This window comes from Rhodococcus sp. NPDC055112 (assembly GCF_053607505.1).
In genome coordinates this window covers 51,467-73,750 of sequence record NZ_JBSGTR010000021.1, presented here as the reverse complement: position 1 = coordinate 73,750, position 22,284 = coordinate 51,467, and the positions used below count along the sequence as shown (strand labels likewise).

The window sequence follows — 22,284 nt, the reverse complement described above, 5'->3', positions numbered from 1 at the left end:
CGTTTTCGTACCTGGCGGCCTCAGTGGTGCAGCCAGCCGTCCCAGGCGGGCGCCACCAGTTGGGACAGGGCCGCGTAGCCGTCGGATCGCGGGTGGGCGCCGTCGCCGTCACGCACCTGCCTGCGCCAGACGGCGTGCTTCTCCAGTGCGGTGAACACGTCGACGAACGTGCAGCCCCGCGCATCGCAGATTTCACGAAAATCTTTGTTGAGCAAGACGATCCGGCGGTTGTGATCTTCGTCGTGCACGGGCGGCGGCCCGACGAAGAGGACCGGTGCGCCCTCGGCGGCGTCCAGGCAGTCGATCAGATTCGCTCGAGAGGTCGCCGCCGGGACCCGACGGCCGTCGTCCGTTGCGGTCGCGTCGTTGACCCCGAACGAGAACACCAGCCGCAGCTCGGTGTCCGAGGTCCTGCGGCGCTCGATCTCGTCGCGCAGCCGCGCCCGGATGTCGGTCGAGGTGTTGCGTCGGATCCCCAGGTTGTATCCGGTGGCCGGTCGACCCGCCTGCGCGCTGCGGGCCAGTAGCCGGCCGGTCCAGCCGAGCGCGGTCTCGTCGCCGACCCCCGCGACGAAGGAGTCGCCGATGAAACAGATCCGGAGATCCTCCGATTGCCCCTGCACTGCACGTCATCCTTCCGATCGCCTACGGTCGGACCAACCCTGCCGTGAAACGCGAAGGACCGCACCTCGATTTACGAGGTGCGGTCCTTCCTGCGTTCGTGCGTACTACAGCTTGACGAGCGTCTTCATCGCCCGGTCGACCTCCCAGAAGGCCCGAATCGACTGCAGCTTGCCCTCGTCGTTCACCCGGTAGATGAACACTCCCTCGGCATCGATCTGGTTGCCCGCCACGACGGACCGGATGCTGCCGACGTAGACCATCTCGTCGCCACACTGCAGGGTGTCCCTGATGTCGAAGACGAGCGACTCGGTGTTCGCGATGGTCATGTCGTAGAAGCGGGCGATGGCCTCCCGGCCGTGGTGCCCCTTGCCCTCGGGATCGAAACCCGAAGGGCCGACCGGATCCTCGACCCAACCGTCCTCCGCGAACAGGGCCAGCCACTCCTCTTTGCGCTTGCCGCTCGCGGCGGACTGGGACGCGCGCGAGGCGATCCGGACGGGGTGCTCCGTCGCGGTATCGGTCATGACGCACCTCCCGCGATGTTGTCGGCCGCGAACTTGCGCAACGAGTCCTGCTTCGCCTCGAGCGGGCCGTCGAAGGGCACGCCGTCGAAGATCCACGGCACCACGATGGAATCGGTGATGCCCGCATCGGCGAGTTCGGCGTAGCCGTCCTTGCCGAAGCGATCGATGCACACGGCCTGCAACTCGAAAGGCTCATCCGCGCGGCCGTATTCGGCCCGCAGATCATCGAGCTTGCGCTTGGTCTCGACGAGGTCCTTGAACTTCATCATCGCCGAGGTCCAGCCGTCGCCCACCCGGGCCGCCCGGCGCAGCGCCACGTCGGTGTGTCCGCCGACGTAGAACGGCACCGGCTTGCTCGGCGCGGGGCTGATCTGCAGCCGGTCGAAATCGTAGAACTCCCCGTGGAACTCGACCATGCCACCCGCGAGCGTCAACTTGATGATCTCGATCATCTCGTCGACACGGGCGCCGCGCTTCTTGAACGGCACGCCGCACCACTCGAACTCCTCAGGTGCCCAGCCGATCCCGACGCCGAAACCGAACCGGTTCCCGGTCAGGTTCGCCACCGAGCCGACCTGCCGCGCGAGCAGCAGCGGGTTCCTGGACCCCAACTTCAGCACGTTCGTGTAGAAGCCGATGGTGGAGGTGGCAGCCCCGAGCGCCGCCGCGGCGATCAGCGGATCCACCCACGGCGTCTCGGCGTTCCACATCCGGGAGCCGTCGGGGGTGTACGGGTAGTCGGCAGCCGCCGTCTCCATGTAGAACAGCGAGTCCGGCAAGGCGATATTGGCGAACCCGCACTCCTCGGCGGTCTGCGCGAGCGGGATGAGCTGATCGAGCGGGCTCATCGCGATTCCGACGGTGAACTTCACGGCGCTTCCCTCCTAGTTGGTCGGGCGGTCGGAGCCGACCACCCACATCGCGAAGTACTGCGAGCCACCGCCGTACGCGTGGCCGAAGGCCTTGCGCGCGCCGTCGACCTGATGGTCACCGGCGCGTTCCATCACCTGCATCGCCGACTCGGCGTACCGGATCATGCCGGATGCACCGATGGGGTTCGACGAGAGCACGCCGCCAGAAGCGTTGACCGGCATCCGCCCGCCGATCGCGGTCTCGCCTGCCTCGGTGAACTTCCAGCCCTCGCCCTCAGCCACGAATCCGAGGTTCTCCAGCCACATCGGCTCGAACCACGAGAACGGCACGTAGATCTCGGCCTCGTCGATCTCGGTGAGCGGATCGGTGATGCCCGCGGCCTTCCACAGTGCGGCCGCGGCGTCGCGGCCGGCCTGCGGGTTCGCGACGTTGCGGCCTGCGTACGCCAGCGGTTCGGTGCGCATCGCGGTCGCGTGGATCCACGCCACCTTGCGGCCGTCGGCCTCGACAGCCTTCGCAGCGTCCTCGTTGCCGATCACGATGGCGCAGGCGCCGTCCGAGGACGGGCAGGTCTCGTCGAAACGGATCGGGTCCCACAGCATCTGGGACGCCATCACGGACTCGACGGTGATGTCGGCCTGCTTGAGGTGTGCGTACGGGTTCAGTGCACCGTTGCGGCGATCCTTGACGGCCACCATCGCGCCAATGTGATCGGGGGCGCCCGAGCGGCGGATGTACGAGCGCACGTGCGGTGCGAAGAACCCGCCCGCCCCCGCACCGACCGGCATCGTGAACGGCACTGGCGTGGACAGCGCCCACATCGCGTTGGACTCGGACTGCTTCTCCCACGACACCGCGAGCACCCGCTTGTGCACGCCGGACTTCACCAGGCTGGCCGCCACGTTGCCGGTCGAGGCGCCGACCGATCCGGCGGTGTGCACGCGCAGCAGCGGCTTACCGTTGGCGCCCAGAGCATCCGACATCGCGAGCTCCGGCATCATCGACCCCTCGAACAGGTCGGGGGCCTTGCCGATCACGATGGCGTCGATGTCGTCCCAGCCGACGTGGGCGTCGGCCATCGCGCGGTCGACCGCCTCGCGGATCATGCCCGCCATCGTGACGTCGTGGCGCTTGGCGACGTAGTAGGTCTGGCCGGTGCCGAGGACGGCTGCCAATTGCTTCGCCATCAGTTGTTGCGTCCTTCCATGACTGCGACCAGGTTCTGCTGCAGCACAGGGCCACTGGTGGCGTGGGCGAGGGTGCGCTGCGCGTCACCGCTCATGATCTTCTGTGCCGCGTAGCCGATGCGCTCGAGGCCGCCGGAGAACATCGGGTTGCCGGTGAGCGGGCCGCCCGACGGGTTGATCGCGGTGGCATCGGTCAGCCCGATCGCCTCGCGCAGGATGATCTCCTGGTGCGTGAACGGGGCGTGCAGCTCGGCGACGTCGATGTTCGAGACATCACCACCGGTCGCGGCGCGAGCGGCGGCCGCGGTCGACGGCGACGTGGTCAGGTCGCGCGATCCGATGACGGGGGAGTCGATCCGGTGCTCGATCCCGGTGATCCATGCGGGCCGCTCGCACAGCTCGCGGGCACGGTCGCCGCGGGCCAGGATGATCGCGGCCGCACCGTCGGTGATCGGCGCGCAGTCGTGCGCGCGCAGCGGGTCCGCGACGTACTCGGACGCCAGCAGCGTCTCGACGTCGACGTCGCCGGAGAACTGCGCGTTCGGGTTGCTCTTCGCGGCGGCGCGGCTGCGCTTGGCGATCTGCGCCATGTCCTCGGCCGTCCACTTGCCTGCCTCGAGCCCGAGCCGGGCCTGCAGGCCTGCCATCGAGACGGAGTCGGGCCACAGCGGGGCGACCAGGTAGGGGTCGGTCTGCATCGCAAGGATCTGCCGGAGGTTGCCTGCAGAGGACTTGCCGAAGCCGTACACCAGCGCGGTGTCGACCTCGCCGGTCATGATCTTGACCCAGGCCTCGTACAGCGCCCAGGCGGCGTCCATCTCGACGTGCGACTCGTTGATCGGCGGCACGGCACCGATCGAGTCGATCGCGGAGATGAACGAGAACGAGCGTCCGGCCAGGTAGTCGGACGATCCGGAGCACCAGAAACCGATGTCGGACTTGGTGATTCCCAGCTCGGAGTACAACTGCTGAAAGCAGGGGACGAGCATCTCGACACCGTTGGTGGTGCCGGTTGTCTCGCGCACATGGGGGGCCTGTGCGAAGCCGACGACTGCAATGTCTGTCATGGTCTTTTCGGCTCCTAGAGGTGGTGCTTGTAGGTGTCGTAGTCCGCGTCCGGCTCACCGCTGGGACGGAAATGGGAGACGTTCCGGAGTGAGTACACCCACTCCTCCTTCGGCCGCCAGACGGCCTCGACGCGCATGCCCATCCGGACCTCGGCCGGATCGACCTCGAGGATCAGGTGCAGGAACGGGATGTCCGCGCCGTCGAGCAGGACATAGGCCGCGACATACGGGGGCTTGATCGACTGGCCCAGGAACGGGACGTTGACGATGCAGAAGGTCGTGATGACGCCCTTGTCGGACACCTCGACCTGCTCCTTGGTCGGCATGCCGTCGGTCGGGTTGGCGCCGCGCGGCGGCACGTAGACCTTGCCGTTCGCGTCGGTGCGGCCACCGATGATCTTGCCCTCCATCAGACCGAGGAGGTAGTAGGTCTCCTCGAACGAGGCGGTGTGCGTGTAGTGCAGGTCGATCGGGGTGACGATGTCGGTGACGGGCTCACCGCCGGACGGTGCCGGGGTCGACTCGCTCTCGCCGGGTTCGAAGCACGCGATGTCGCGGATGTGTCCGGTGCGCTCGTCGGCCCAGCGGACCCGCACCCGCATGCCGGTACTCATCGCGTCCGACGATCCGGCGTCGACGGCGTGCAGGATCGACGTGTCGGCGCCGTCCAACTTGACCAGCGCCCACGCGAACGGGTGGGTCAGCGGCTGACCCTCGATGGGATCGGGCATCCACGTCCAGCTGACGACCGTGCCGGTGTCCGAGACATCGACGAAGTCGGTCATCGGCTCGTGGGTGGTGGGATCGAACTCCGTCGGCGGCACGTGGACGCGACCATCGGAGCCTCGGGCGCCCACGACCTTCCGGTCGCGTAGGCCGGTGACGAATGCTCCGATGGTCGGTCCAACGGACCGCGTGTAGTCGAATTTGAGATTTAGTGGTGCCCTCAGGGGCTGCTCGGCCACTTGGGTCTTTTCAGGGGTCACAAAGTCGAGTAGAACAGGTTCTTATTCCACTGGCAATAGTCACTGTTGAACTGGAGGATTTTCGTGAAGCTTGGGTTGCAACTCGGATACTGGGGCGCGCAGCCCCCCGCCAACGCCCAGGAGTTGGTGACCGAGGCCGACACGGCGGGATTCGACGCGGTCTTCTCGGCCGAGTCCTGGGGCAACGACGCGTTCACCCCGCTGGCCTGGTGGGGCTCGAGCACGGAGCGGATCCGGCTCGGCACCTCGGTGGCGCAGCTGTCCGCCCGGACACCCACCGGCGCCGCGATGCACGCGCTGACCCTCGATCACCTCTCCGGCGGCCGTGCGATCCTCGGCCTCGGCGTCTCAGGGCCGCAGGTCGTCGAGGGCTGGTACGGCCAGCCCTTCCCGAAGCCGCTGGCGCGCACCAGGGAGTACGTCTCGATCGTGCGGCAGGTGCTCGCACGGGAGGCGCCTGTGACCAATGACGGCCCGCACTACCCGCTGCCGTTCCGCGGCGAGGCGGGCATGGGACTCGGCAAGCCGCTCAAGCCGATCACCCATCCGCTCCGCGCTGACCTGCCGATCTGGCTCGGCGCGGAGGGTCCGAAGAACGTCGCGCTGACCGCCGAGATCGCAGACGGCTGGCTGGCGATCTACTACACCCCGCGCCTGGCGCCGATGTACAACGAATGGCTCGACGAGGGCTTCGCGCGTCCTGGCGCCCGTCGCAGCCGCGAGGACTTCGAGATCGCGGCCACCTGCCAGGTCGTCATCACCGACGACCGCGCGGCCGAGATCGCGAAGCTCAAGCCGATCACCGCGCTGTACGTCGGCGGGATGGGCGCGCCAGAGCTGAACTTCCACGCGCAGGTCTACACCCGGATGGGCTACGGCGAGGAGGTCAAGGAGATCGGCAAGCTGTTCCTGTCGGGCCGCAAGGAGGAGGCGGCCGCGATCGTCCCGGACCAGATGGTCACCGACACGATGATCATCGGCAACGTCGACGAGGTGCGCACCCAGGTCAAGCAGTGGGAGGAAGCCGGCGTCACCATGCTGCTGGTGACCTGTCGGAACGTCGAGCACATGCGTCAGCTCGCGGCGGCGGTCAACCCCGCCTGATGTGAGTGGAACACGTTCCAGGGTCGGGCCCCGGATCGCCGAATCGGTGATCCGGGGCCCGATTCGCGGGACGGGTCACCGGGTGTCTCGATCCGTCCCGGTCGCCAGATCGTCGCAGTCGACCCGTCGGACGCGGCCGGCGTGCTCGCGAAGGTAGGGGAGGGCGCCCACGTCGCCCGTCGCCGCCGTCGACACCGCGGCCCAGTGATCGCGGGCCATCACGACGGGATGGCCCGGCCGGGCACCGTAGAAGGCCCGCGCGATCCCGCTCTCGGTGCCGGCCGCGGCCGCGATGACCCGGGCGACGGCATCGGCGCGCACGTCCGGCAGGTCGACCAGGTGAACAGCGGCGTAGTCCGCATCCAGATCGGCGGCGGCGGCCGCGAGACCGGCCCGCAGCGAGGCGCCGACCCCCTCGCGCCAGTCTGGCGCGTAGACGGCCTCCGCGCCCTCCGGCACCGCCGTGTCCGCCGCGCCCAGCACCACGATGACCCGGGAGCAGCCCCCACCCCGCAGCGCCGCGACCGCGGATCGCAGCCAGGCGCCCTGATGCGCCAGGACCTTCGGCATGCCGTACCGGCTGCCCTGGCCCGCGGCGAGCAAGACCCCGACGACGCGGTGCTGTGTCGTCGGGGTCTGCATGTCGTTGCCGGGGACGCTGGCCGCTATTTGCCCTGGAACTTCGGGGCGCGCTTCTCGGCGAACGAGCGCGGGCCCTCCTTGGCGTCGTCGCTCTTGAAGACCTCGGCGCCGATCTGGGCCTCGAGCTTGAAGGCCTCCTCCTCGTGCATGCCCTCGGTGACGCGGATGGTCTTGAGGATCGCCTGGACGGCGATCGGGCCGTTGGCGGCGATCGCGTCGGCGATCTCGAGCGCCTTGGTCAGCGCCTGTCCGTCCGGGACGACGTGGCCGATCAGGCCGAGTTCCTTGGCCTCGGGCGCCGGGACGTTCCTGCCGGTGAGCAGGATCTCGGCTGCGACGGTGTAGGGGATCTGGCGGACCAGGCGGACCGCGGAGCCGCCGAGCGGGAACAGTCCCAGCCGCGCCTCGGAGACGCCGAACTTGGCGCCCTCTCCCGCGACCCGGATGTCGGTGCCCTGCAGGATCTCGGTGCCACCTGCGATGGCCGCGCCCTCGACCGCGGCGATCAGCGGCTTGGTCAGCCGTCGGCCCTTGAGCAGGGCAGGCAGCTTGGTCAGGTCCATGGTGCCCTTGGCGAAAGTGTCGCCGGGGGCGTTCTTGTTCATCGCCTTGAGGTCCATGCCTGCGCAGAACGTGCCCCCGGCGCCCGTGAGGATCGCGACCCGGATATCGGGATCGTTGTCGACCTGGTCCCAGGCCTCGATCATGATCGCCATCATCTCGCCCGACAGGGCGTTGCGGGCCTCGGGGCGGTTCATCGTCACGATGAGGACGTGACCGCGCTTCTCGACGAGGCAGTGCGGGGACTGTTCCGAAATGTCGGAAATCTCGGCTGTGGTGGAGGACACTCTCGGCTCCCGATATCGTGTGAGTTGAGTCTCAAACTGACGCTTGCCAGAAACGGTAACACGTTCTACTTTATGGGCGTGGCCCTAAATATCGCAGACTTCGTCGAGCACTCCATTGACCTGAATCCGGAGCGGGTGGCGCTGCTGGACAGCGACCGTGAGATCACCTATGCCCAGCTGGAGGAGCGGACCAACCGTCTCGCACATTACCTGCAGGATCGCGGTGTCAAGCCGGGTGACAAGGTGGGCATCTACAGCCGTAACACCATCGAGGCCATCGAGGCCATGGTCGCGGTGTTCAAGGCCCGCGCGGTGATGGTCAACGTGAACTACCGCTACGTCGAGAACGAGTTGCAGTACATCTTCGAGAACTCGGACATGGCCGCGCTCATCGTCGAGCGCCGGTATGTGGACAAGGTGGCCAACGTGCTGCCGAACACGCCGCTGGTCAAGTCCGTGATCGTCGTCGAGGACGGCACGGACCTGGACTACTCGTCCTTCGGCGGTGTCGAGTACGAGCAGGCCCTGTCCGAGGGTTCGCCGGAACGTGACTTCGGCGAGCGCAGCCCCGACGACATCTTCATGCTCTACACCGGCGGCACCACCGGCATGCCGAAGGGCGTCATGTGGCGTCACGAGGACTGGTGGCGCGTGCTCGGCGGCGGTACCAACTTCGTCACCGGTGAGCGCGTCGAGGACGAGTGGGAACTCGCGAAGGTCGGCGCCGCCAACCCCGCGATGGTGCGCTTCCCCATCCCCCCGATGATCCACGGCGGCTCGCAGTCCGCGGTGTTCCACAGCCTCTTCGGCGGCGGCACCCTGGTGATGCACCCCGAGTTCAACGGCCACGAGGTGTGGCAGGTCATCGACCGCCACAAGGTCAACCTCATCTTCATCACCGGTGACGCGATGGCCCGTCCGATGCTCGACGCGCTGAAGGCGGGCAACCCGGAAACCGGTGAGCCGTACGACCTGTCGAGCCTGTACGTCATGGCCTCCAGTGCCGCGCTGTTCTCGCCTGCGCTCAAGGACGAGTTCCTCGACCTGCTGCCGAACCGGTACATCACCGACTCCATCGGCTCCTCCGAGACCGGCTTCGGCGGCCTGTCCGCAGTGACCAAGGGCGCCACCCACACGGGCGGTCCCCGAGTGAAGATCGACGCCGCGACCGTCGTGCTCGACGACGACGGCAACGTGGTCGAGGCCGGCTCGGGCACGGTCGGCGTGCTCGCCCGGCACGGTCACATCCCGCTCGGTTACTACAAGGACGAGAAGAAGACCGCCGAAACGTTCAAGGTCTACAACGGTGTTCGCTACTCGATCCCCGGTGACTACGCCACCGTCGAGGAGGACGGCACCGTCACCATGCTGGGTCGCGGCTCGGTCTCGATCAACAGCGGTGGCGAGAAGATCTACCCGGAAGAGGTCGAGGGCGCGATCAAGACGCATCCCGACGTCTTCGACACCCTCGTCGTCGGTGTCCCGGACGAGCGCTTCGGTCAGCGGGTCGCCGCGGTCGTCGCCACCCGCGACGGCGCTCGCCCGAGCATGAACGACATCGTGGCCGCTGCCCGCAAGGAGATTGCCGGCTACAAGGTCCCGCGCAGCGTGTGGTTCGTCGACGAGATCAAGCGTTCGCCTGCAGGCAAGCCCGACTACAAGTGGGCCAAGCAGCAGACCGAAGAGCGCGACGCCGACGACCACCTCACCAACGGAAACTCCTGATGCACAACGCTCTCGCCGACAAGTTCGGAATCCAGTACCCGATCTTCGCCTTCACCCCGTCCGAGCACGTGGCGGCGGCGGTGTCGCGGGCAGGCGGACTCGGTGTGCTGGGCTGCGTGCGGTTCAACGACCCCGAGGAGCTCGAGGCCACCCTCACCTGGATGGATGAGAACACCGACGGCAAGCCGTACGGCGTCGACATCGTGATGCCTGCGAAGGTGCCGACCGAGGGTGCTGCCGTCGACCTGGACAAGCTGATCCCCGCGGAGCATCGCGCGTTCGTGAACCGCACGCTCGACGAGCTCGGCGTGCCCCCGCTGACCGACGACGTCGAGCACGCCACCGGCGTGCTGGGGTGGCTGCACTCGGTGGCCCGGGCACAGGTCGATGTTGCGCTCAAGCACCGCCCGGCGCTCATCGCGAACGCGCTCGGATCCCCGCCGAAGGACATCATCGACGAGGCGCATGCGCACGGGGTTCCGGTCGCGGCACTCGCGGGCGCTGTCGGTCACGCACTGAGCCACGTGGCCAACGGTGTCGACATCGTCATCGCCCAGGGTTACGAGGCCGGCGGCCACACCGGTGAGATCGCCTCGATGGTCCTGGTTCCCGAGATCGTCGATGCGGTGGGCGATTCCGCCACCGTGCTGGCCGCGGGCGGCATCGGCAGCGGTCGGCAGATCGCCGCCGCGTTGAGCCTGGGCGCCTCGGGTGTGTGGATGGGTTCGTACTGGCTCACCGCCGCGGAATACAAGCTGGGCAGTGCGTCGGGCGAGGGCCCGTCGGCCATCCAGCGCGCCCTGCTCGACGCGAGCTCCTCGGACACCGTGCGCTCGCGGATCTACTCCGGTAAGCCGGCGCGGCTGCTCAAGACCAAGTGGACCGAAGCCTGGTCCAAGCCGGGTGCACCCGACGCGCTGCCGATGCCGTTGCAGAACCTGCTGGTCGCCGAGGCGCACCAGCGGATCGTCGCCTCGGAGAATCCCGAGGTGGTCGCGATGCCCGCCGGTCAGATCGTCGGACGGATGAACGAGATCCGGCCGGTCGCGGATTCGATGGCCGACCTGGTCGCCGAGTTCGAGGCGACCGTCGCGCGACTGAACAAGCTCAAGTAGGGCCGCAGCCCACGGGCTGCGGAAGCTGGGCCACACACGGAGGCCGGGTACGAATCTCGTACCCGGCCTTCGTGCTGTCTCCTGGACCGGGCAGAACCTATTCCGTTCACCTGTCACGTTCTCTCGACGCGATTCGTCATAGCTGTGACGGACCACGATCGCGGGGCACGAAGTTCGTGCCCCGCGCAAAAATCTGGAGGAGCAGCGATGCAGGCACGAATGAACAACCCGGCCATGGTCGTCCCCGGTGCGATGGAGGCCCTGCTCGCGCTGGGCAAGGCGAGCGCGAAGGGCGGGGTGCCGGAGACGACCCACACCCTGGTCCACCTGCGGGCGAGCCAGATCAACGGCTGCAGCGTCTGCGTCGACATGCATGCCCGCGACCTGAAGAAGGCGGGCGAGTCGGACGAGCGGGTGTTCGCGGTCAGTGCGTGGCGTGAGACGCCCTATTACACCGACGCCGAGCGCGCGGCGCTGGCGTTGGCGGAGGCCGTCACCCGGCTCAGCGATCGGTCCGATGCAGTTCCGGACGAGCTCTGGGACGAGGTCGCCGACCACTACGACGAGACGCAGATCGCGTCGCTGATCATGTCGATCGCGACGGTCAACCTCTGGAACCGACTCAACGCCTCCACCCGCCAGGTGGCTGGGGGGGCTTTGTTACAAACCGTCCACCGTATAATGGGGTGGGGGGGTGACCGCCCCACCCGACGTCGTGCCGTAGCTAGGAGTTCAGCTCGGCATCGAGCTTCGCCCGCAGATCCTGGGTCACCGGTTCGAAGTCGATACCACCGGGCGCGCGGTACCAGACCGGGTCGGCGCAGTGCCAGCGCTCGGCGCTGAGGGTGCGTCCGAGCACCTTGTAGGTGGCGGTGCGGGGCAGGTCCGTGCAGACCCGGACGAAGCTCGGCACCTGCTTCGGGCCGAGATCCGACTGGGCGCCGAGAAAGCGGGAGAAGTCGGCGATGTCGAAGTCGCTCGTCGCCACCAGTGCGACGGCCACCCGGTCGCCGACCTCGGGGTCGGGAACCCCGTAGGCGGCGACCTCCCCGACGTGGGGATGCCTGCCGAGGATCTGCTCGATTGGCGCGGTGCCGAGGTTCTCGCCGTCCACCCGCATCCAGCCGGAGCTGCGTCCGGCGAAGTACACGAAGCCCTCGGAGTCCCGGTAGCCCAGGTCGCCGCTCCAGTATTGGCCGTTCCGCACCCGCTCGGCCTCGGCCTCGGGATTCTTGTAGTACCCGGCGAAGCTGCCGGTGCCCGCGGTGTTCACCAGCTCGCCGGTCGCGACGTCCGCGTTGACGATCCGACCATTGGCGTCGAACTCCGCGGCTGGGCAAGGGATCCCGGTGTCCGGGTCTAACACCTCGATGCCGGCGGGGAGCAGCCCGAGGGCGCCGACGGGCGTGCCCGGGCTCCGTGGGATCAGCACGCCGCCCTCGGTGGAACCGAACCCGTCGACCACCCGGACATCGAATCGGCGCCCGAACTCGGCGATCGAGGAAGGCGACCCCTCGTTGCCGTAGAGCACCTTCAGCGGGTTGTTCGCGTCGTCCGCGACCTCGGGGGTGGCCAGCACGTAGGCGAGGGGCTTGCCGACGTAGTGCGCGTAGGTGGCGCCGAATCGCCGGACGTCCGGGATGAACTGGGACGCGGAGAACTTGCGGCGCAGTGCGAGATTCGCGCCGACGGCGACCGCGACCGCCCAACAGGCCATCACCGCGCCCGAGTGGAACATCGGCATCGAGATGTAGGCGGTGTCGGCGGCGGACAGCCCGAACCGTTCGGTGAGCATGATGCCGGGCCCGGCCACCATGCGGTGGGTCACGCGGACCGCCTTCGGATTCCCACTGGTGCCGGAGGTGAAGATCAACATGAACAGGTCGTCGCCGGCGGGAGCGGGCGACGACGGGGTGCTGTCGCGTTGTGCGGCAAGCAGATCCGACCACTCGGGGCCGTCGATGGTGAGGACGCGGACGCCGCCCAGATCGAGGCCGTCGAGCAGGGCGAGACGCTCGGTGTCGGTGACCACCACCTGGCAGTCCCCGCGCGCGATGTCGCCGGCGAGCGCCTCTCCGCGCCGGGTTGTGTTCAGGCCGACCACGACCGATCCGCCCAGCGCCGCGGCGCCGAGCAGGAGGGAGAACTCAGGAACGTTGTCCAGCAGCACCCCGACGTGTCGGGGTGCTGCCGGATCGAACAGGGCCGCCAGGCCCGCCGCCAGACCGGCGCTGAGTGCGACGTGTTCCGACCATGGAATTCTCTTGTCCTCGAACAGAATTCCGTGGTCGTTGTCGTCTCGGAGCCGGAGCAACAGATCGGTGACGGTGGGCATCGCGGTCGTCATGTGTGCAGCCTAGGTTCAGGCAGGCACGTCGGCGAGGATCTGTCCCAGCCTGCGCAACTGCTCGGTGGCCGAGCCCAGTGCGAACTCGTTGTGCTTGGCCGCCAGGAAGTACCGGTGCACGGGGTGGTCGCGGTCGAGGCCGACGCCGCCGTGGATGTGGATCACCGTGTGCGCGACACGGTGACCCGCATCGGCCGCCCAGAACTTCGCGGTCCGGACCTCTTCCTCGGCAGGCAGGTTCTCGCTGAGGCGCCAGGCGGCCTGCCACAGCGTGGACCGCACGCCCTTGACGTCGATGAAGGCGTCGGCGAGGCGCTGGGCCACGGCCTGGAAGCTACCGATCGGGCGGTCGAACTGGACCCGCTCGCGCGCGTACTCCGCGACCAGTTCCAGGGCCCGCTCCAGGGTGCCGAGCTGGGTCGCGCTCAGCGCGACCGCTGCACGGGCCAGGATCGAGTCGACGACCTCGGCGCCGCGCTCGGTGCCGCCGAGGACCTGGTCGGTGCCGACGACGGCCCCGGACAGCTCCACGAGCGACTCGGCGCTGTAGTCGGTGGTGATCTGGCGCTCGACGCGCACGCCAGGGTTGGACGGCTCGACCAGGAAGACGGCGACGCCCTCCGGGGTGGTCGCCGGTACCAGGATGACATCGGCGAAGGTGGCGGCGGGCACGGTGATCTTCGTGCCGGTGAGCGACCAGCCGTCGGCGGTGCGCTCGGCGCGGGTGACCGGCCGGGCGGGATCGGGGTTGAGTTCCTCGGCGAGTGCGACGGTGAGGACGACCTCGCCCGCGCCTGCCCGCCGGGCCAGGTCGCGCTGCGCCTCGTCGCCGTGCTCGGCCAGCGCGGACGCGGCCAACACGATCGAGCTCAGGTACGGCACGGGGGAGAGCGTGCGGCCGAGCTCCTGCAGCACGCTGCTCTGCTCGAGGATGCCGAACCCACCCCCGCCGACCGATTCCGGCAGCGCGGCGGCGAGCACTCCCGCGTCGGCGAGGGCTTGCCAGAGCTTGTCGTCGAAGCGGTCCTCGGCGGCGTCGAGCTCGCGGAGGCGGTCGTTGGTGGTCAGCTTCTCGGCAATGCTCCGGGTCAGCTGTTCGAGGTCCTGCTGGGCCTCGGTACGTGTGAAGTCCATCGGAAGTCCTTGGGTACGTGGAGGGTCGGTCGGCGGATGCGGCTGTTACCGCTTCGCGGGCGGCTGACCCAGCGCCGTCATGGCGAGGATGTCGCGCTGCACCTCGTTGGTGCCGCCGCCGAAGGTGAGGATCAGCGAGGAGCGATGCATCCGCTCGACGCGTCCGCGCAGCACCGCGCCCGCGGAGTCCTGGCGCAGGTAGGCCAGCGGTCCGAGGACCTCCATCAGCAGCCGGTAGGCCTCGGTCGCGAACTCGGTGCCGAAGACCTTGCACGCTGAGGCGTCACCCTTGCTCGGGGCGTGCGCGGAAGCGACTTCCCAGTTCAGCAGCTTGAGGTACTCGGTCTTGGCGTGCACCCGAGCGAGATTGATCTGCACCCATTCCTGGTCGATGACTCGGCTGCCGTCCGCCATCTTGGTGTTCTGCGCCCACTCGATCGTCTGGCGCAACGCACCCTGGATCGGGGCGGCCGAGACCAGCGCGACCCGCTCGTGGTTGAGCTGGTTGGTCATCAGCGACCAGCCGCCGTTTTCCTCGCCGACCAGAGCCGAGGACGGCACGCGCACGTCCTGGTAGTAGGTGGCGCTGGTATCCGGGCCTGCCATCGTGTGGACGGGCGTGTACGAGAAGCCCTCCGCGGTGGTCGGCACGATGAGCATGCTGATGCCCTTGTGCTTCTTGGCCGTCGGGTCGGTGCGGACGGCGAGCCACACGTAGTCCGCGTACGCGATGAGGCTGGTCCACATCTTCTGGCCGTTGATGACGTAGTCGTCGCCATCCTTGACCGCGGTGCTGCGAAGGCTGGCGAGGTCGGTGCCCGCGCCGGGCTCGGAGTAGCCGATGGAGAAGTGCAGTTCGCCTGCCGCGATCTTGGGCAGGAAGAACTTCTTCTGCTCCTCCGAGCCGTAGTGCATGATCGTCGGTGCGACCGAGTTGATGGTGAGGAACGGCACCGGCGCGCCCGCGATCGCGGCCTCGTCGGTGAAGATCAACTGGTCGAGCGCCGAGCGCTCCTGTCCGCCGTACTCCTTGGGCCAGCCGAGGGCCAGCCATCCGTCTCGGCCCATCTCGCGCACGACGTCGCGGTAGACGGTGCCCGAGCCGTACTCGCCGGTCTGGGCGCTGAGCGCTTCGCGGCGCTCGGGAGTGATGAGCTTCGCGAAATAGGCGCGCAGCTCCTCCCGCAGCTTCTGCTGCTCGGCGCTGTAGGTGATTTGCATCGGTACCTCTCCGGTCTCTGACACAGGTTCTAGTCTGTTTGGTGCCGTTATCTCGTTGCGATTGGCCGAGCGGTCGAGGCGCGTTTTCGGCCCGTCACTATGGGTTTTTCGCATCATTGCACAGGAGTGGAACGGGTTCTAGTCTTATGCTGGATCTGCCCGCGGGTCCAGCCCATAGACACGCGTGCCGCAGACGTCGATTCGAACGAGAAGTGAGGTTCATTCATGGAGGTCAAGGTCGATAGGGATCGTTGTGAGGCGAACGGTGTCTGCGTCGGCATCGCGCCCGACATCTTCGATCTGACGGACGACGACGAACTGGTGATCACCCAGCCCGGTGACGACGCCGATTCGGTGGCCAAGCTGGAGGAGTCGGTCGCCCAGTGCCCGCGCGCTGCGCTGACCCTCGAGCGCTAACTGTTCTTGCCGGGAATAAGAACACGTTCTAGAGTGAGCGCCGTCACGGATGTGACGGCGGAACCCGCTCCGGGGGCCGCATCGAAATCACGAAGGCAGTGGTGAGTTTGACTAGTCGCGAGGTAAGTCTGGACGGCAAGGTCGCAATCGTGACCGGTGGTGCGTCGGGTCTCGGCAAGGCCGAGGCGATCGGCCTCGCCAAGGCGGGCGCGAACGTCGTCATCAACGATCTGGTGGCCAATGAGAACGCCGATGCGGTCCTCGACGAGATCCAGACCCTCGGTGGCAAGGCGGTGTTCATTCCCGGCGACATCGGCGAGCGCGCCACCGCCGACGCGTTGATGGAAGCGGCCCAGCAGGCGGGCGGCGTCGACATCGTCGTCAACAATGCCGGCATCGTGCGGGACAAGATGCTCTTCAGCATGTCCGACGAGGACTGGGATCTGGTGCTCAAGGTCCACCTGCGCGGTCACTTCCTGCTGTGCCGCAACGCGGCGGTGCACTGGCGCGCCGAGTCGAAGGCGGCGGGCGCACCGGTCTACGGCCGCCTGATCAACACGTCCTCCGAGGCCGGCCTGCTCGGTCCGGCCGGGCAGCCGAACTACGGTGCGGCCAAGGCTGGGATCACCGCCCTCACCCTGTCCGCGGCGCGCGGCCTCGAGCGCTACGGCGTTCGCGCCAACGCGATCTGCCCGCGGGCGCGCACGGCGATGACGGAGAACGTCTTCGGCGACGCCCCCGAGGACGGCACCGATCCGCTCTCGCCCGAGCATGTCGTGAACCTGGTGTCGTACCTGGCCTCGCCCGCGGCCGACGCCATCAACGGCCAGGTCTTCATCGTCTACGGACCGATGGTGGCGCTCATGGCCGCGCCGGTCGTGGAGCAGCGATTCGATTCGCCCGATGCGGTGTGGACCCCCGAGGGCCTCGCGGACTCGCTCGGCGGCTACTTCGACGGGCGCGACCCGGCTCGGATGTTCGCGGCGACCGAAGCGGTCAAGTCACTCGGCTGAGCGGCGCGTTCAGCCGTACCTGAGAAACGTGCGCATTTCGGCACGCAGGTAGATCGGCTGAGTGAAGATGATGTCCGGGGTGGGTCTGACCTGCCCCGGACAGCAATGAGTACGCGTTCTAGATATCCGCAGGTCCGGGTGGGGTGGGGACGAATCCCGGAGTGGTCGCGGCACGAGCCCGAGTGGCCGAACGAGCGTGGGGGAGAGCCTTCGCACGTGTGTGGATACTCGATGTCGTGGTCGGTGACCATCGGGCTCACCATGCACCTGATTCATGAAAGACAAAGGGAGTCAACGTGGCCGGATGTCGCATGCTCGGAGCTCGGCTCCGGGTGTGCGGCGCCGGCCACCGATCCCGCCGGCCCGGCCCCACTGAACACGGGTGCCCGGCCGCCGGGTCTGCCCTCCCGGTGGTACGAGTTGAACAGCACCGATGCGTCCGGAGGGGAACACCTTTGACAGGTGAACACGTTCTAGTTAATATGACCTGCATCACAGGCATCCGGGGGGATTTCACTGCCCCCCAGTGGTGCCCTGCGCGAGAACACTGACGAGGAGGCACGATGGACGACCTCCTTCTGGTGCCGCTGCGCGCCGTGGGCGGCTTCTTCGCGATGGCGGGGGAGACCTTCAAGGCGATGGGCCAGCGGCCGTTCCAGCGTCGTGAGTTCGTAGACCAGGCCTGGTTCGTGGCCCGGGTGTCGATGGTGCCGACGGTGCTCGTCGCCATCCCGTTCACCGTGCTGGTGGTCTTCACGATCAATGTCCTGCTGCGCGAGATCGGCGCCGCCGACCTCAGCGGCGCGGGAACCGCGCTCGGCGCGGTCACCCAGGTGGGGCCGATGGTCACCGTGCTGATCGTCGCCGGTGCGGGTGCCACCGCGATCTGCGCCGACCTCGCCGCGCGAACCATCCGCGAAGAGATCGACGCGATGAAGGTGCTCGGCATCAACCCGATCCACCGACTGGTGGTGCCCCGGGTGCTCGCCTCGACGGTGGTCGCCCTGCTCCTCAACGGGCTGGTGTCCACCATCGGTATCGTCGGCGGCTTCGTCTTCTCTGTCTTTCTGCAGGACGTGAACCCCGGCGCCTTCATCAACGGGATCACCCTGCTGACCGGCTTCGGTGAGCTGATGCTCTCGCAGCTCAAGGCCGGTTTGTTCGGCATGATCGCGGGCCTGGTCGCCTGCTTCCTCGGGCTCAACGTAAAGGGTGGCGCAAAGAGTGTGGGTGACGCGGTGAACCAGACGGTTGTCTTCGCGTTCATGGCGCTGTTCGTGGTGAACGTTCTCGTCACCGCCGTCGGTGTCAAGCTGACGGCGGGGTGACGGGATGGCATTCGCACTGACAGGGCGTTTCCGTGGGACCAGGAAGCGGATCGGCAAGTTCTCCGGTTCGATCGACAGCATCGGTGAGCAGGCACTGTTCTACTGGCGGGCGGTCGCCTCGGCTCCGCGCGCGCTCATCCACTACCGGAAAGAGACGATCCGGCTGATCGCCGAGATCAGCATGGGCACCGGCGCGCTCGCCGTGATCGGTGGCACCGTCGTGATCGTCGGCTTCCTGACCCTCTTCGCGGGCGGCACCATCGCCGTGCAGGGCTTCAGTTCGCTCGGCAACATCGGTGTCGAGGCCCTGACCGGATTCTTCGCCGCCTTCATCAACGTGCGCATCGTCGCGCCGGTCATCGCGGGCATCGGGCTCGCGGCCACCATCGGCGCAGGCTCCACCGCACAGCTGGGCGCGATGCGGGTCACCGAGGAGATCGACGCGCTCGAGGTGATGGCGATCCCGTCGATTCCGTACCTGGTCAGCACCCGCGTGATGGCGGGGATGATCGCGATCGTGCCGCTCTACGCGCTGGCCGTGACCGCCTCGTTCATCGCCAGTCGATTCGCGACGGTTGTGATCTACGGGCAGTCGCCTGGTGTCTATGACCACTACTTCTCGACGTTCCTGATACCGACGGACATCCTCTGGTCCTTCGCTCAGGCGATCGTGATGGCGCTGGCCGTCATGCTCATCCACACCTACTACGGGTACAACGCCAGCGGCGGTCCGGTCGGCGTGGGCGTTGCGGTCGGTAATGCGGTGCGTACGTCGCTGATCGCGGTCGTCACCGTGACCCTCCTCATCTCGCTCGCCATCTACGGCGGGTCCGGCAACTTCAACCTCTCGGGATAGCGCGCATGTCTGAACCTGAACCCAAATGGAAGAAGAAGGTCGCGGCGCTGACGCTCGTGGGCAGCCTCGTCGCGGTCGCGGCCGTCTCGCTGACCATGTTCTCCGGCGGATTCACCGACAGCGAGCCGGTGACGGTGACCGCCGACCGCGCCGGTCTGGTGATGGACCCCGACGCCAAGGTGAAGATGCGCGGCGTCCAGGTCGGTCGTGTCGCCTCAATCGGGCAGGAGGGCGACCAGGCCAAGCTGGAGCTGGCGATGGATCCGGCGTCCATGCACCTGATCCCGTCGAACGCACAGGTCGAGATCAAGTCCACCACAGTGTTCGGCGCCAAGTACGTCAACTTCGTTGTGCCGGAGAACCCGTCGTCGAGCTCGCTGTCGGCCGGCACCACCATCGAGGCCGACTCGGTGACCGTCGAGTTCAACACGCTGTTCGAGAACCTCTCGACGCTGCTGCAGCAGATCGAGCCGGAGAAGCTCAACGCCACGCTCGGCGCGATCTCCGAGGCGCTCAACGGCCGCGGTGACCAGCTCGGCCAGCTGCTGGAGGAGACCGACCAGTACCTGAAGAAGGTGAATCCCGCACTGCCGCAGTTGCAGCGCGACCTCCGGGCCGCCTCGACGGTCACCAATGTGTACGCGGACGTCACGCCGGACCTGATGCGGTTGCTGGACAACGCGACCGCGACCAGCGGCACCATCGTCGACGAGCAGGCGAACCTCGACCTGCTGCTGATGAACGTGACCGGGCTGGCGAACAACGCGAACGGGGTGCTCACCGAGAACGAGGCCAACCTGACGAAGGCGCTGGCGGATCTCAAGCCGACGACCGAGCTGCTGTCCGAGTACTCGCCCGTGATCGGGTGCCTGATCACCGGGCTGAACAAGCTCCGTCCGGCCGCCGAGGCACTCGAGGGCGGCATGCAGCCGGGCTTCGCGCTGAGCGCGAGCTTCCAGTACGGCGCCGAGCCGTACACCAACCCCAAGGACCTCCCGAAGGTGAACGCCACCGGTGGACCGAACTGCATGGGCCTGCCTGACTTCGACGTGCGCCGCGATGGAAACGCGAACTTCCTCGTCACGGACACCGGGACGGTGCCGTATGTGCCGTCGACGAAGGTGGGCACGAACATGCCCAAGGTCTTCCAGCTGCTGTACGCCGGCGTTTACCCGGAGGGGGGGAACTGATGCGGCCTACCACCGTCAAATTGCTCGTCTTCACCACGGTGATGGCGCTGATCTTCGCCGGCCTGGCGATCGTGTTCAGTCAGTATCGCTTCAGCAGCTCGAACTCCTTCACCGCGCAGTTCAGCGATTCGTCCGGCGTGAAGCCGGGCGACAAGGTGCGCATCGCAGGCGTGCCGGTCGGCTCGGTGAAGGGCGTGAGCATCGACAGCGACAACCTCGCCGAGGTCGACTTCAATGTCGACAGCCAGTACGAGCTCTTCAAGAGCACCAGGGCCACCGTGCGCTACGAGAACCTCGTCGGTGACCGGTACCTCGAGCTTCTCGAGGGCGCCGGGTCGATGGAGCAGCTCGACGACGGCGGGACCATCCCGGAGGATCAGACCTCGCCCGCGCTCGATCTCGATCTGCTGCTCGGCGGGTTCAAGCCGCTGCTCAAGGGCCTGGACGCCGAGCAGGTCAACGACCTCTCCGGTGCGCTGTTGCAGGTCTTCCAGGGCCAGGGCGGCACGCTGGTCTCGCTCCTCGGCAGCACCAGCTCGTTCACCAAGACCCTGGCCGACCGGGACGAGCTGATCGGCGAGGTGATCACCAACCTGAACACCACGCTCGGCACGATCAACAACAAGGGCGAACAGTTCTCCACCACGATCGATCAGCTCCAGCAGCTGGTGAGCGGGCTCGCGAAGGACAGTGATCCCATCGGTAACGCGATCCCGCAGATCGCTACCGCCACGGGAGATCTCGCCGAACTGTTGCAGGGTGCGCGGCCGGACCTGCAGTCCACCATCACCGAGACCGGTCGCGTCGCGACCCAGCTCGATCTGGGTCAGGATGACATCAACTGGGTGCTCGGGGCGTTGCCCGAGGCATACAAGAAGCTGATCAGGGTGGGTGCGTACGGCGGGTTCTTCCAGTTCTACACCTGCAGCGTGAAGTTCAAGTTCGACGGCCCGGATGGCAAGGACCTGATCGTGGATCTCCCCACGACCCCGACGCAGACGACAGGGAGGTGCGCGTTCAAGTGACGAAGCCACGCGAAAGAGACCCCGTTCAGATCGGGATCATCGGCCTCGTAGTCGCCGGCTCCCTCGTGATTGCCGGAATGCAGTATGACCAGCTGCCGTTCATCTCCGGTGGCGGCCAGTACACCGCGCACTTCGCCGATGCGGGCGGACTGATGACCGGGGACGAGGTCACCGTCTCGGGCGTCAACGTCGGCACCGTCGACAAGGTCGACCTGGACGGCCCGCAGGTGCTGGTCACCTTCACCGTGCAGGACGGGATCGCGCTCGGCGACGAGACGAGCGCCGCGGTCAAAACCAACACCATCCTCGGTCGCAAGTCGCTCAAGGTGACCCCCGCGGGCGGCGGGACGCTGCGCAAGTCCGAGACGATTCCGTTGGAGCGCACCAACTCCCCGTACTCGCTCAACGATGCGCTCGGCGACCTGTCGAACACGGTCTCCGACCTCGACACCGACCAGCTCAACAACTCGCTGAACGCGATGTCCGACACGCTCCAGGACACCCCGCCCGAGCTGCGGACCGCCTTGGACGGGGTCACCCGGCTCTCGGCGAGCATCAACTCCCGCGACGAGAGCCTGCGCGAGCTGCTCCATCGGGCTGAAGGCGTGACGGGGATCCTGGCGACCAGGAGTGACCAGATCAACGCTCTGCTGGTGGACGGCAACCAGTTGCTCGGCGAGCTCGACCGGCGACGGAACGCGATCAGTGAGCTGATCGTGAACATCTCCGCGGTGTCCCGGCAGCTGTCCGGTGTGGTGCAGGACAACCAGGAACAGATCAAACCGACTCTGGAGAAGCTGAACTCGGTGGTTGCGGTGTTGCAGGAGAACAAGGACAACATCGGGAAGGCCCTCGACGGGCTCGGCCCCTACGCGACCGCGCTCGGCGAATCCGTCGGCAGCGGCCCGTTCTTCATGGCGTACGTGGCGAACTTCCAAGTCGGCGCGATGACCCAGACCTTCACGGACTCGCTGGTGTGGCCCGAGCACGTGCCCAAGGATCTGCAGCAGTTCCCGCCGCTGACCGTCACTCCCGTGGACCCGAACCGGTGAGCGCCC

General features: G+C 67.4%; 21 protein-coding genes and 1 pseudogene. 11 read left to right on the top strand and 11 right to left on the bottom strand.

The window, feature by feature from the left end:
* Nucleotides 1-20 precede the first annotated feature (20 nt).
* The 6 genes from ACWFRB_RS12465 to ACWFRB_RS12440 form a co-directional block, all read right to left on the bottom strand.
* A complete protein-coding gene (locus ACWFRB_RS12465) occupies nt 21-623 on the bottom strand; it encodes a DUF459 domain-containing protein (RefSeq protein ID WP_452641344.1) in 603 nt (200 codons plus the stop codon).
* Between the two features lie 105 nt (nt 624-728).
* A complete protein-coding gene (locus ACWFRB_RS12460; RefSeq protein WP_452641343.1) occupies nt 729-1,148 on the bottom strand; it encodes a nuclear transport factor 2 family protein in 420 nt (139 codons plus the stop codon).
* Nucleotides 1,145-2,020 (bottom strand): TIGR03619 family F420-dependent LLM class oxidoreductase, encoded by an 876-nt coding sequence (locus tag ACWFRB_RS12455; RefSeq protein ID WP_452641342.1) that lies wholly within the window; start codon nt 2,018-2,020, stop codon nt 1,145-1,147. The genes ACWFRB_RS12460 and ACWFRB_RS12455 overlap by 4 nt, the downstream gene beginning before the upstream one ends.
* 12 nt (nt 2,021-2,032) lie before the next feature.
* The gene (locus tag ACWFRB_RS12450; RefSeq protein ID WP_452641341.1) at nt 2,033-3,208 is read right to left on the bottom strand and encodes a thiolase domain-containing protein; all 1,176 of its coding nucleotides are present in this window, start codon (nt 3,206-3,208) and stop codon (nt 2,033-2,035) included.
* The gene (locus tag ACWFRB_RS12445; RefSeq protein ID WP_452641339.1) at nt 3,208-4,275 is read right to left on the bottom strand and encodes a thiolase domain-containing protein; all 1,068 of its coding nucleotides are present in this window, start codon (nt 4,273-4,275) and stop codon (nt 3,208-3,210) included. Before ACWFRB_RS12445 ends, ACWFRB_RS12450 begins: the two co-directional genes overlap by 1 nt.
* 14 nt (nt 4,276-4,289) lie before the next feature.
* Nucleotides 4,290-5,240 (bottom strand): Zn-ribbon domain-containing OB-fold protein, encoded by a 951-nt coding sequence (locus ACWFRB_RS12440; RefSeq protein WP_452641337.1) that lies wholly within the window; start codon nt 5,238-5,240, stop codon nt 4,290-4,292.
* 84 nt (nt 5,241-5,324) lie between these two features.
* Here ACWFRB_RS12440 and ACWFRB_RS12435 point away from each other — a divergent pair, with 84 nt between their 5' ends.
* Nucleotides 5,325-6,365, top strand: coding sequence for an LLM class F420-dependent oxidoreductase (locus tag ACWFRB_RS12435; RefSeq protein WP_452641335.1), 1,041 nt, complete (start codon nt 5,325-5,327; stop codon nt 6,363-6,365).
* Between the two features lie 75 nt (nt 6,366-6,440).
* Here the strand turns inward: ACWFRB_RS12435 and ACWFRB_RS12430 are convergent, their stop codons facing one another.
* Together ACWFRB_RS12430 and ACWFRB_RS12425 are read right to left on the bottom strand one after the other, a co-directional pair.
* Nucleotides 6,441-7,007: a nucleotidyltransferase family protein gene (locus ACWFRB_RS12430; RefSeq protein ID WP_452641333.1), complete on the bottom strand. Its 567-nt coding sequence runs from the start codon at nt 7,005-7,007 to the stop codon at nt 6,441-6,443.
* Between the two features lie 23 nt (nt 7,008-7,030).
* On the bottom strand, nt 7,031-7,855 hold the full coding sequence (locus ACWFRB_RS12425; protein WP_452641332.1) for a crotonase/enoyl-CoA hydratase family protein: 825 nt from the start codon (nt 7,853-7,855) through the stop codon (nt 7,031-7,033).
* Between the two features lie 78 nt (nt 7,856-7,933).
* On the opposite strand from ACWFRB_RS12425, the gene ACWFRB_RS12420 reads away from it, so the two are divergent.
* The 3 genes and pseudogenes from ACWFRB_RS12420 to ACWFRB_RS12410 all read left to right on the top strand — a co-directional run.
* On the top strand, nt 7,934-9,580 hold the full coding sequence (locus tag ACWFRB_RS12420) for an acyl-CoA synthetase (RefSeq protein ID WP_452641330.1): 1,647 nt from the start codon (nt 7,934-7,936) through the stop codon (nt 9,578-9,580).
* On the top strand, nt 9,580-10,695 hold the full coding sequence (locus ACWFRB_RS12415; protein WP_452641328.1) for an NAD(P)H-dependent flavin oxidoreductase: 1,116 nt from the start codon (nt 9,580-9,582) through the stop codon (nt 10,693-10,695). Before ACWFRB_RS12420 ends, ACWFRB_RS12415 begins: the two co-directional genes overlap by 1 nt.
* A 207-nt stretch (nt 10,696-10,902) precedes the next feature.
* Nucleotides 10,903-11,349, top strand: a pseudogene (locus ACWFRB_RS12410) (carboxymuconolactone decarboxylase family protein); the annotation flags it as partial.
* Nucleotides 11,350-11,419: 70 nt separating this feature from the next.
* Here the strand turns inward: ACWFRB_RS12410 and ACWFRB_RS12405 are convergent.
* Genes ACWFRB_RS12405 through ACWFRB_RS12395 form a run of 3 tightly spaced genes read right to left on the bottom strand, consistent with a single transcriptional unit; the run spans nt 11,420 to nt 15,397 of the window.
* On the bottom strand, nt 11,420-13,042 hold the full coding sequence (locus ACWFRB_RS12405; protein WP_452641326.1) for a long-chain-fatty-acid--CoA ligase: 1,623 nt from the start codon (nt 13,040-13,042) through the stop codon (nt 11,420-11,422).
* Nucleotides 13,043-13,057: 15 nt separating this feature from the next.
* Entirely contained in the window at nt 13,058-14,176 is a 1,119-nt protein-coding gene (locus tag ACWFRB_RS12400) for an acyl-CoA dehydrogenase family protein (protein WP_452641325.1), read from the bottom strand.
* Nucleotides 14,177-14,221: 45 nt separating this feature from the next.
* Entirely contained in the window at nt 14,222-15,397 is a 1,176-nt protein-coding gene (locus ACWFRB_RS12395) for an acyl-CoA dehydrogenase family protein (protein ID WP_452641323.1), read from the bottom strand.
* Between the two features lie 225 nt (nt 15,398-15,622).
* On the opposite strand from ACWFRB_RS12395, the gene ACWFRB_RS12390 reads away from it, so the two are divergent.
* The 7 genes from ACWFRB_RS12390 (at nt 15,623) to ACWFRB_RS12360 (ending at nt 22,278) form a co-directional block, all read left to right on the top strand.
* The gene (locus ACWFRB_RS12390) at nt 15,623-15,814 is read left to right on the top strand and encodes a ferredoxin (RefSeq protein WP_077042895.1); all 192 of its coding nucleotides are present in this window, start codon (nt 15,623-15,625) and stop codon (nt 15,812-15,814) included.
* A 98-nt stretch (nt 15,815-15,912) separates the two neighbouring features.
* Nucleotides 15,913-16,827 carry a 3-oxoacyl-ACP reductase gene (locus tag ACWFRB_RS12385; protein ID WP_077042894.1) on the top strand — a complete coding sequence of 305 codons (915 nt, stop codon included), beginning with the start codon at nt 15,913-15,915 and terminating at the stop codon, nt 16,825-16,827.
* Nucleotides 16,828-17,390: 563 nt separating this feature from the next.
* Entirely contained in the window at nt 17,391-18,155 is a 765-nt protein-coding gene (locus tag ACWFRB_RS12380; RefSeq protein WP_452641321.1) for an MlaE family ABC transporter permease, read from the top strand.
* Between the two features lie 4 nt (nt 18,156-18,159).
* Nucleotides 18,160-19,011, top strand: a complete 852-nt coding sequence (locus ACWFRB_RS12375; RefSeq protein WP_452641320.1) for an MlaE family ABC transporter permease — start codon at nt 18,160-18,162, stop codon at nt 19,009-19,011.
* Between the two features lie 5 nt (nt 19,012-19,016).
* The gene (locus tag ACWFRB_RS12370; RefSeq protein ID WP_452641318.1) at nt 19,017-20,201 is read left to right on the top strand and encodes an MCE family protein; all 1,185 of its coding nucleotides are present in this window, start codon (nt 19,017-19,019) and stop codon (nt 20,199-20,201) included.
* Nucleotides 20,201-21,226, top strand: a complete 1,026-nt coding sequence (locus tag ACWFRB_RS12365; protein WP_452641317.1) for an MCE family protein — start codon at nt 20,201-20,203, stop codon at nt 21,224-21,226. Before ACWFRB_RS12370 ends, ACWFRB_RS12365 begins: the two co-directional genes overlap by 1 nt.
* On the top strand, nt 21,223-22,278 hold the full coding sequence (locus ACWFRB_RS12360; RefSeq protein WP_452641316.1) for an MCE family protein: 1,056 nt from the start codon (nt 21,223-21,225) through the stop codon (nt 22,276-22,278). The genes ACWFRB_RS12365 and ACWFRB_RS12360 overlap by 4 nt, the downstream gene beginning before the upstream one ends.
* Nucleotides 22,279-22,284: the final 6 nt, after the last annotated feature.

Excerpts from the sequence above, each read along its gene's own strand:
- ACWFRB_RS12365 (WP_452641317.1), top strand. The coding sequence starts at position 20,201 with ATGCGGCCTACCACCGTCAAATTGCTCGTCTTCACCACGGTGATGGCG.
- ACWFRB_RS12400 (WP_452641325.1), bottom strand. The coding sequence starts at position 14,176 with ATGGACTTCACACGTACCGAGGCCCAGCAGGACCTCGAACAGCTGACC.
- ACWFRB_RS12430 (WP_452641333.1), bottom strand. The coding sequence starts at position 7,007 with ATGCAGACCCCGACGACACAGCACCGCGTCGTCGGGGTCTTGCTCGCC.
- ACWFRB_RS12375 (WP_452641320.1), top strand. The coding sequence starts at position 18,160 with ATGGCATTCGCACTGACAGGGCGTTTCCGTGGGACCAGGAAGCGGATC.
- ACWFRB_RS12390 (WP_077042895.1), top strand. The coding sequence starts at position 15,623 with ATGGAGGTCAAGGTCGATAGGGATCGTTGTGAGGCGAACGGTGTCTGC.
- ACWFRB_RS12380 (WP_452641321.1), top strand. The coding sequence starts at position 17,391 with ATGGACGACCTCCTTCTGGTGCCGCTGCGCGCCGTGGGCGGCTTCTTC.
- ACWFRB_RS12460 (WP_452641343.1), bottom strand. The coding sequence starts at position 1,148 with ATGACCGATACCGCGACGGAGCACCCCGTCCGGATCGCCTCGCGCGCG.
- ACWFRB_RS12450 (WP_452641341.1), bottom strand. The coding sequence starts at position 3,208 with ATGGCGAAGCAATTGGCAGCCGTCCTCGGCACCGGCCAGACCTACTAC.
- ACWFRB_RS12445 (WP_452641339.1), bottom strand. The coding sequence starts at position 4,275 with ATGACAGACATTGCAGTCGTCGGCTTCGCACAGGCCCCCCATGTGCGC.
- ACWFRB_RS12405 (WP_452641326.1), bottom strand. The coding sequence starts at position 13,042 with ATGACGACCGCGATGCCCACCGTCACCGATCTGTTGCTCCGGCTCCGA.
- ACWFRB_RS12370 (WP_452641318.1), top strand. The coding sequence starts at position 19,017 with ATGTCTGAACCTGAACCCAAATGGAAGAAGAAGGTCGCGGCGCTGACG.
- ACWFRB_RS12415 (WP_452641328.1), top strand. The coding sequence starts at position 9,580 with ATGCACAACGCTCTCGCCGACAAGTTCGGAATCCAGTACCCGATCTTC.
- ACWFRB_RS12395 (WP_452641323.1), bottom strand. The coding sequence starts at position 15,397 with ATGCAAATCACCTACAGCGCCGAGCAGCAGAAGCTGCGGGAGGAGCTG.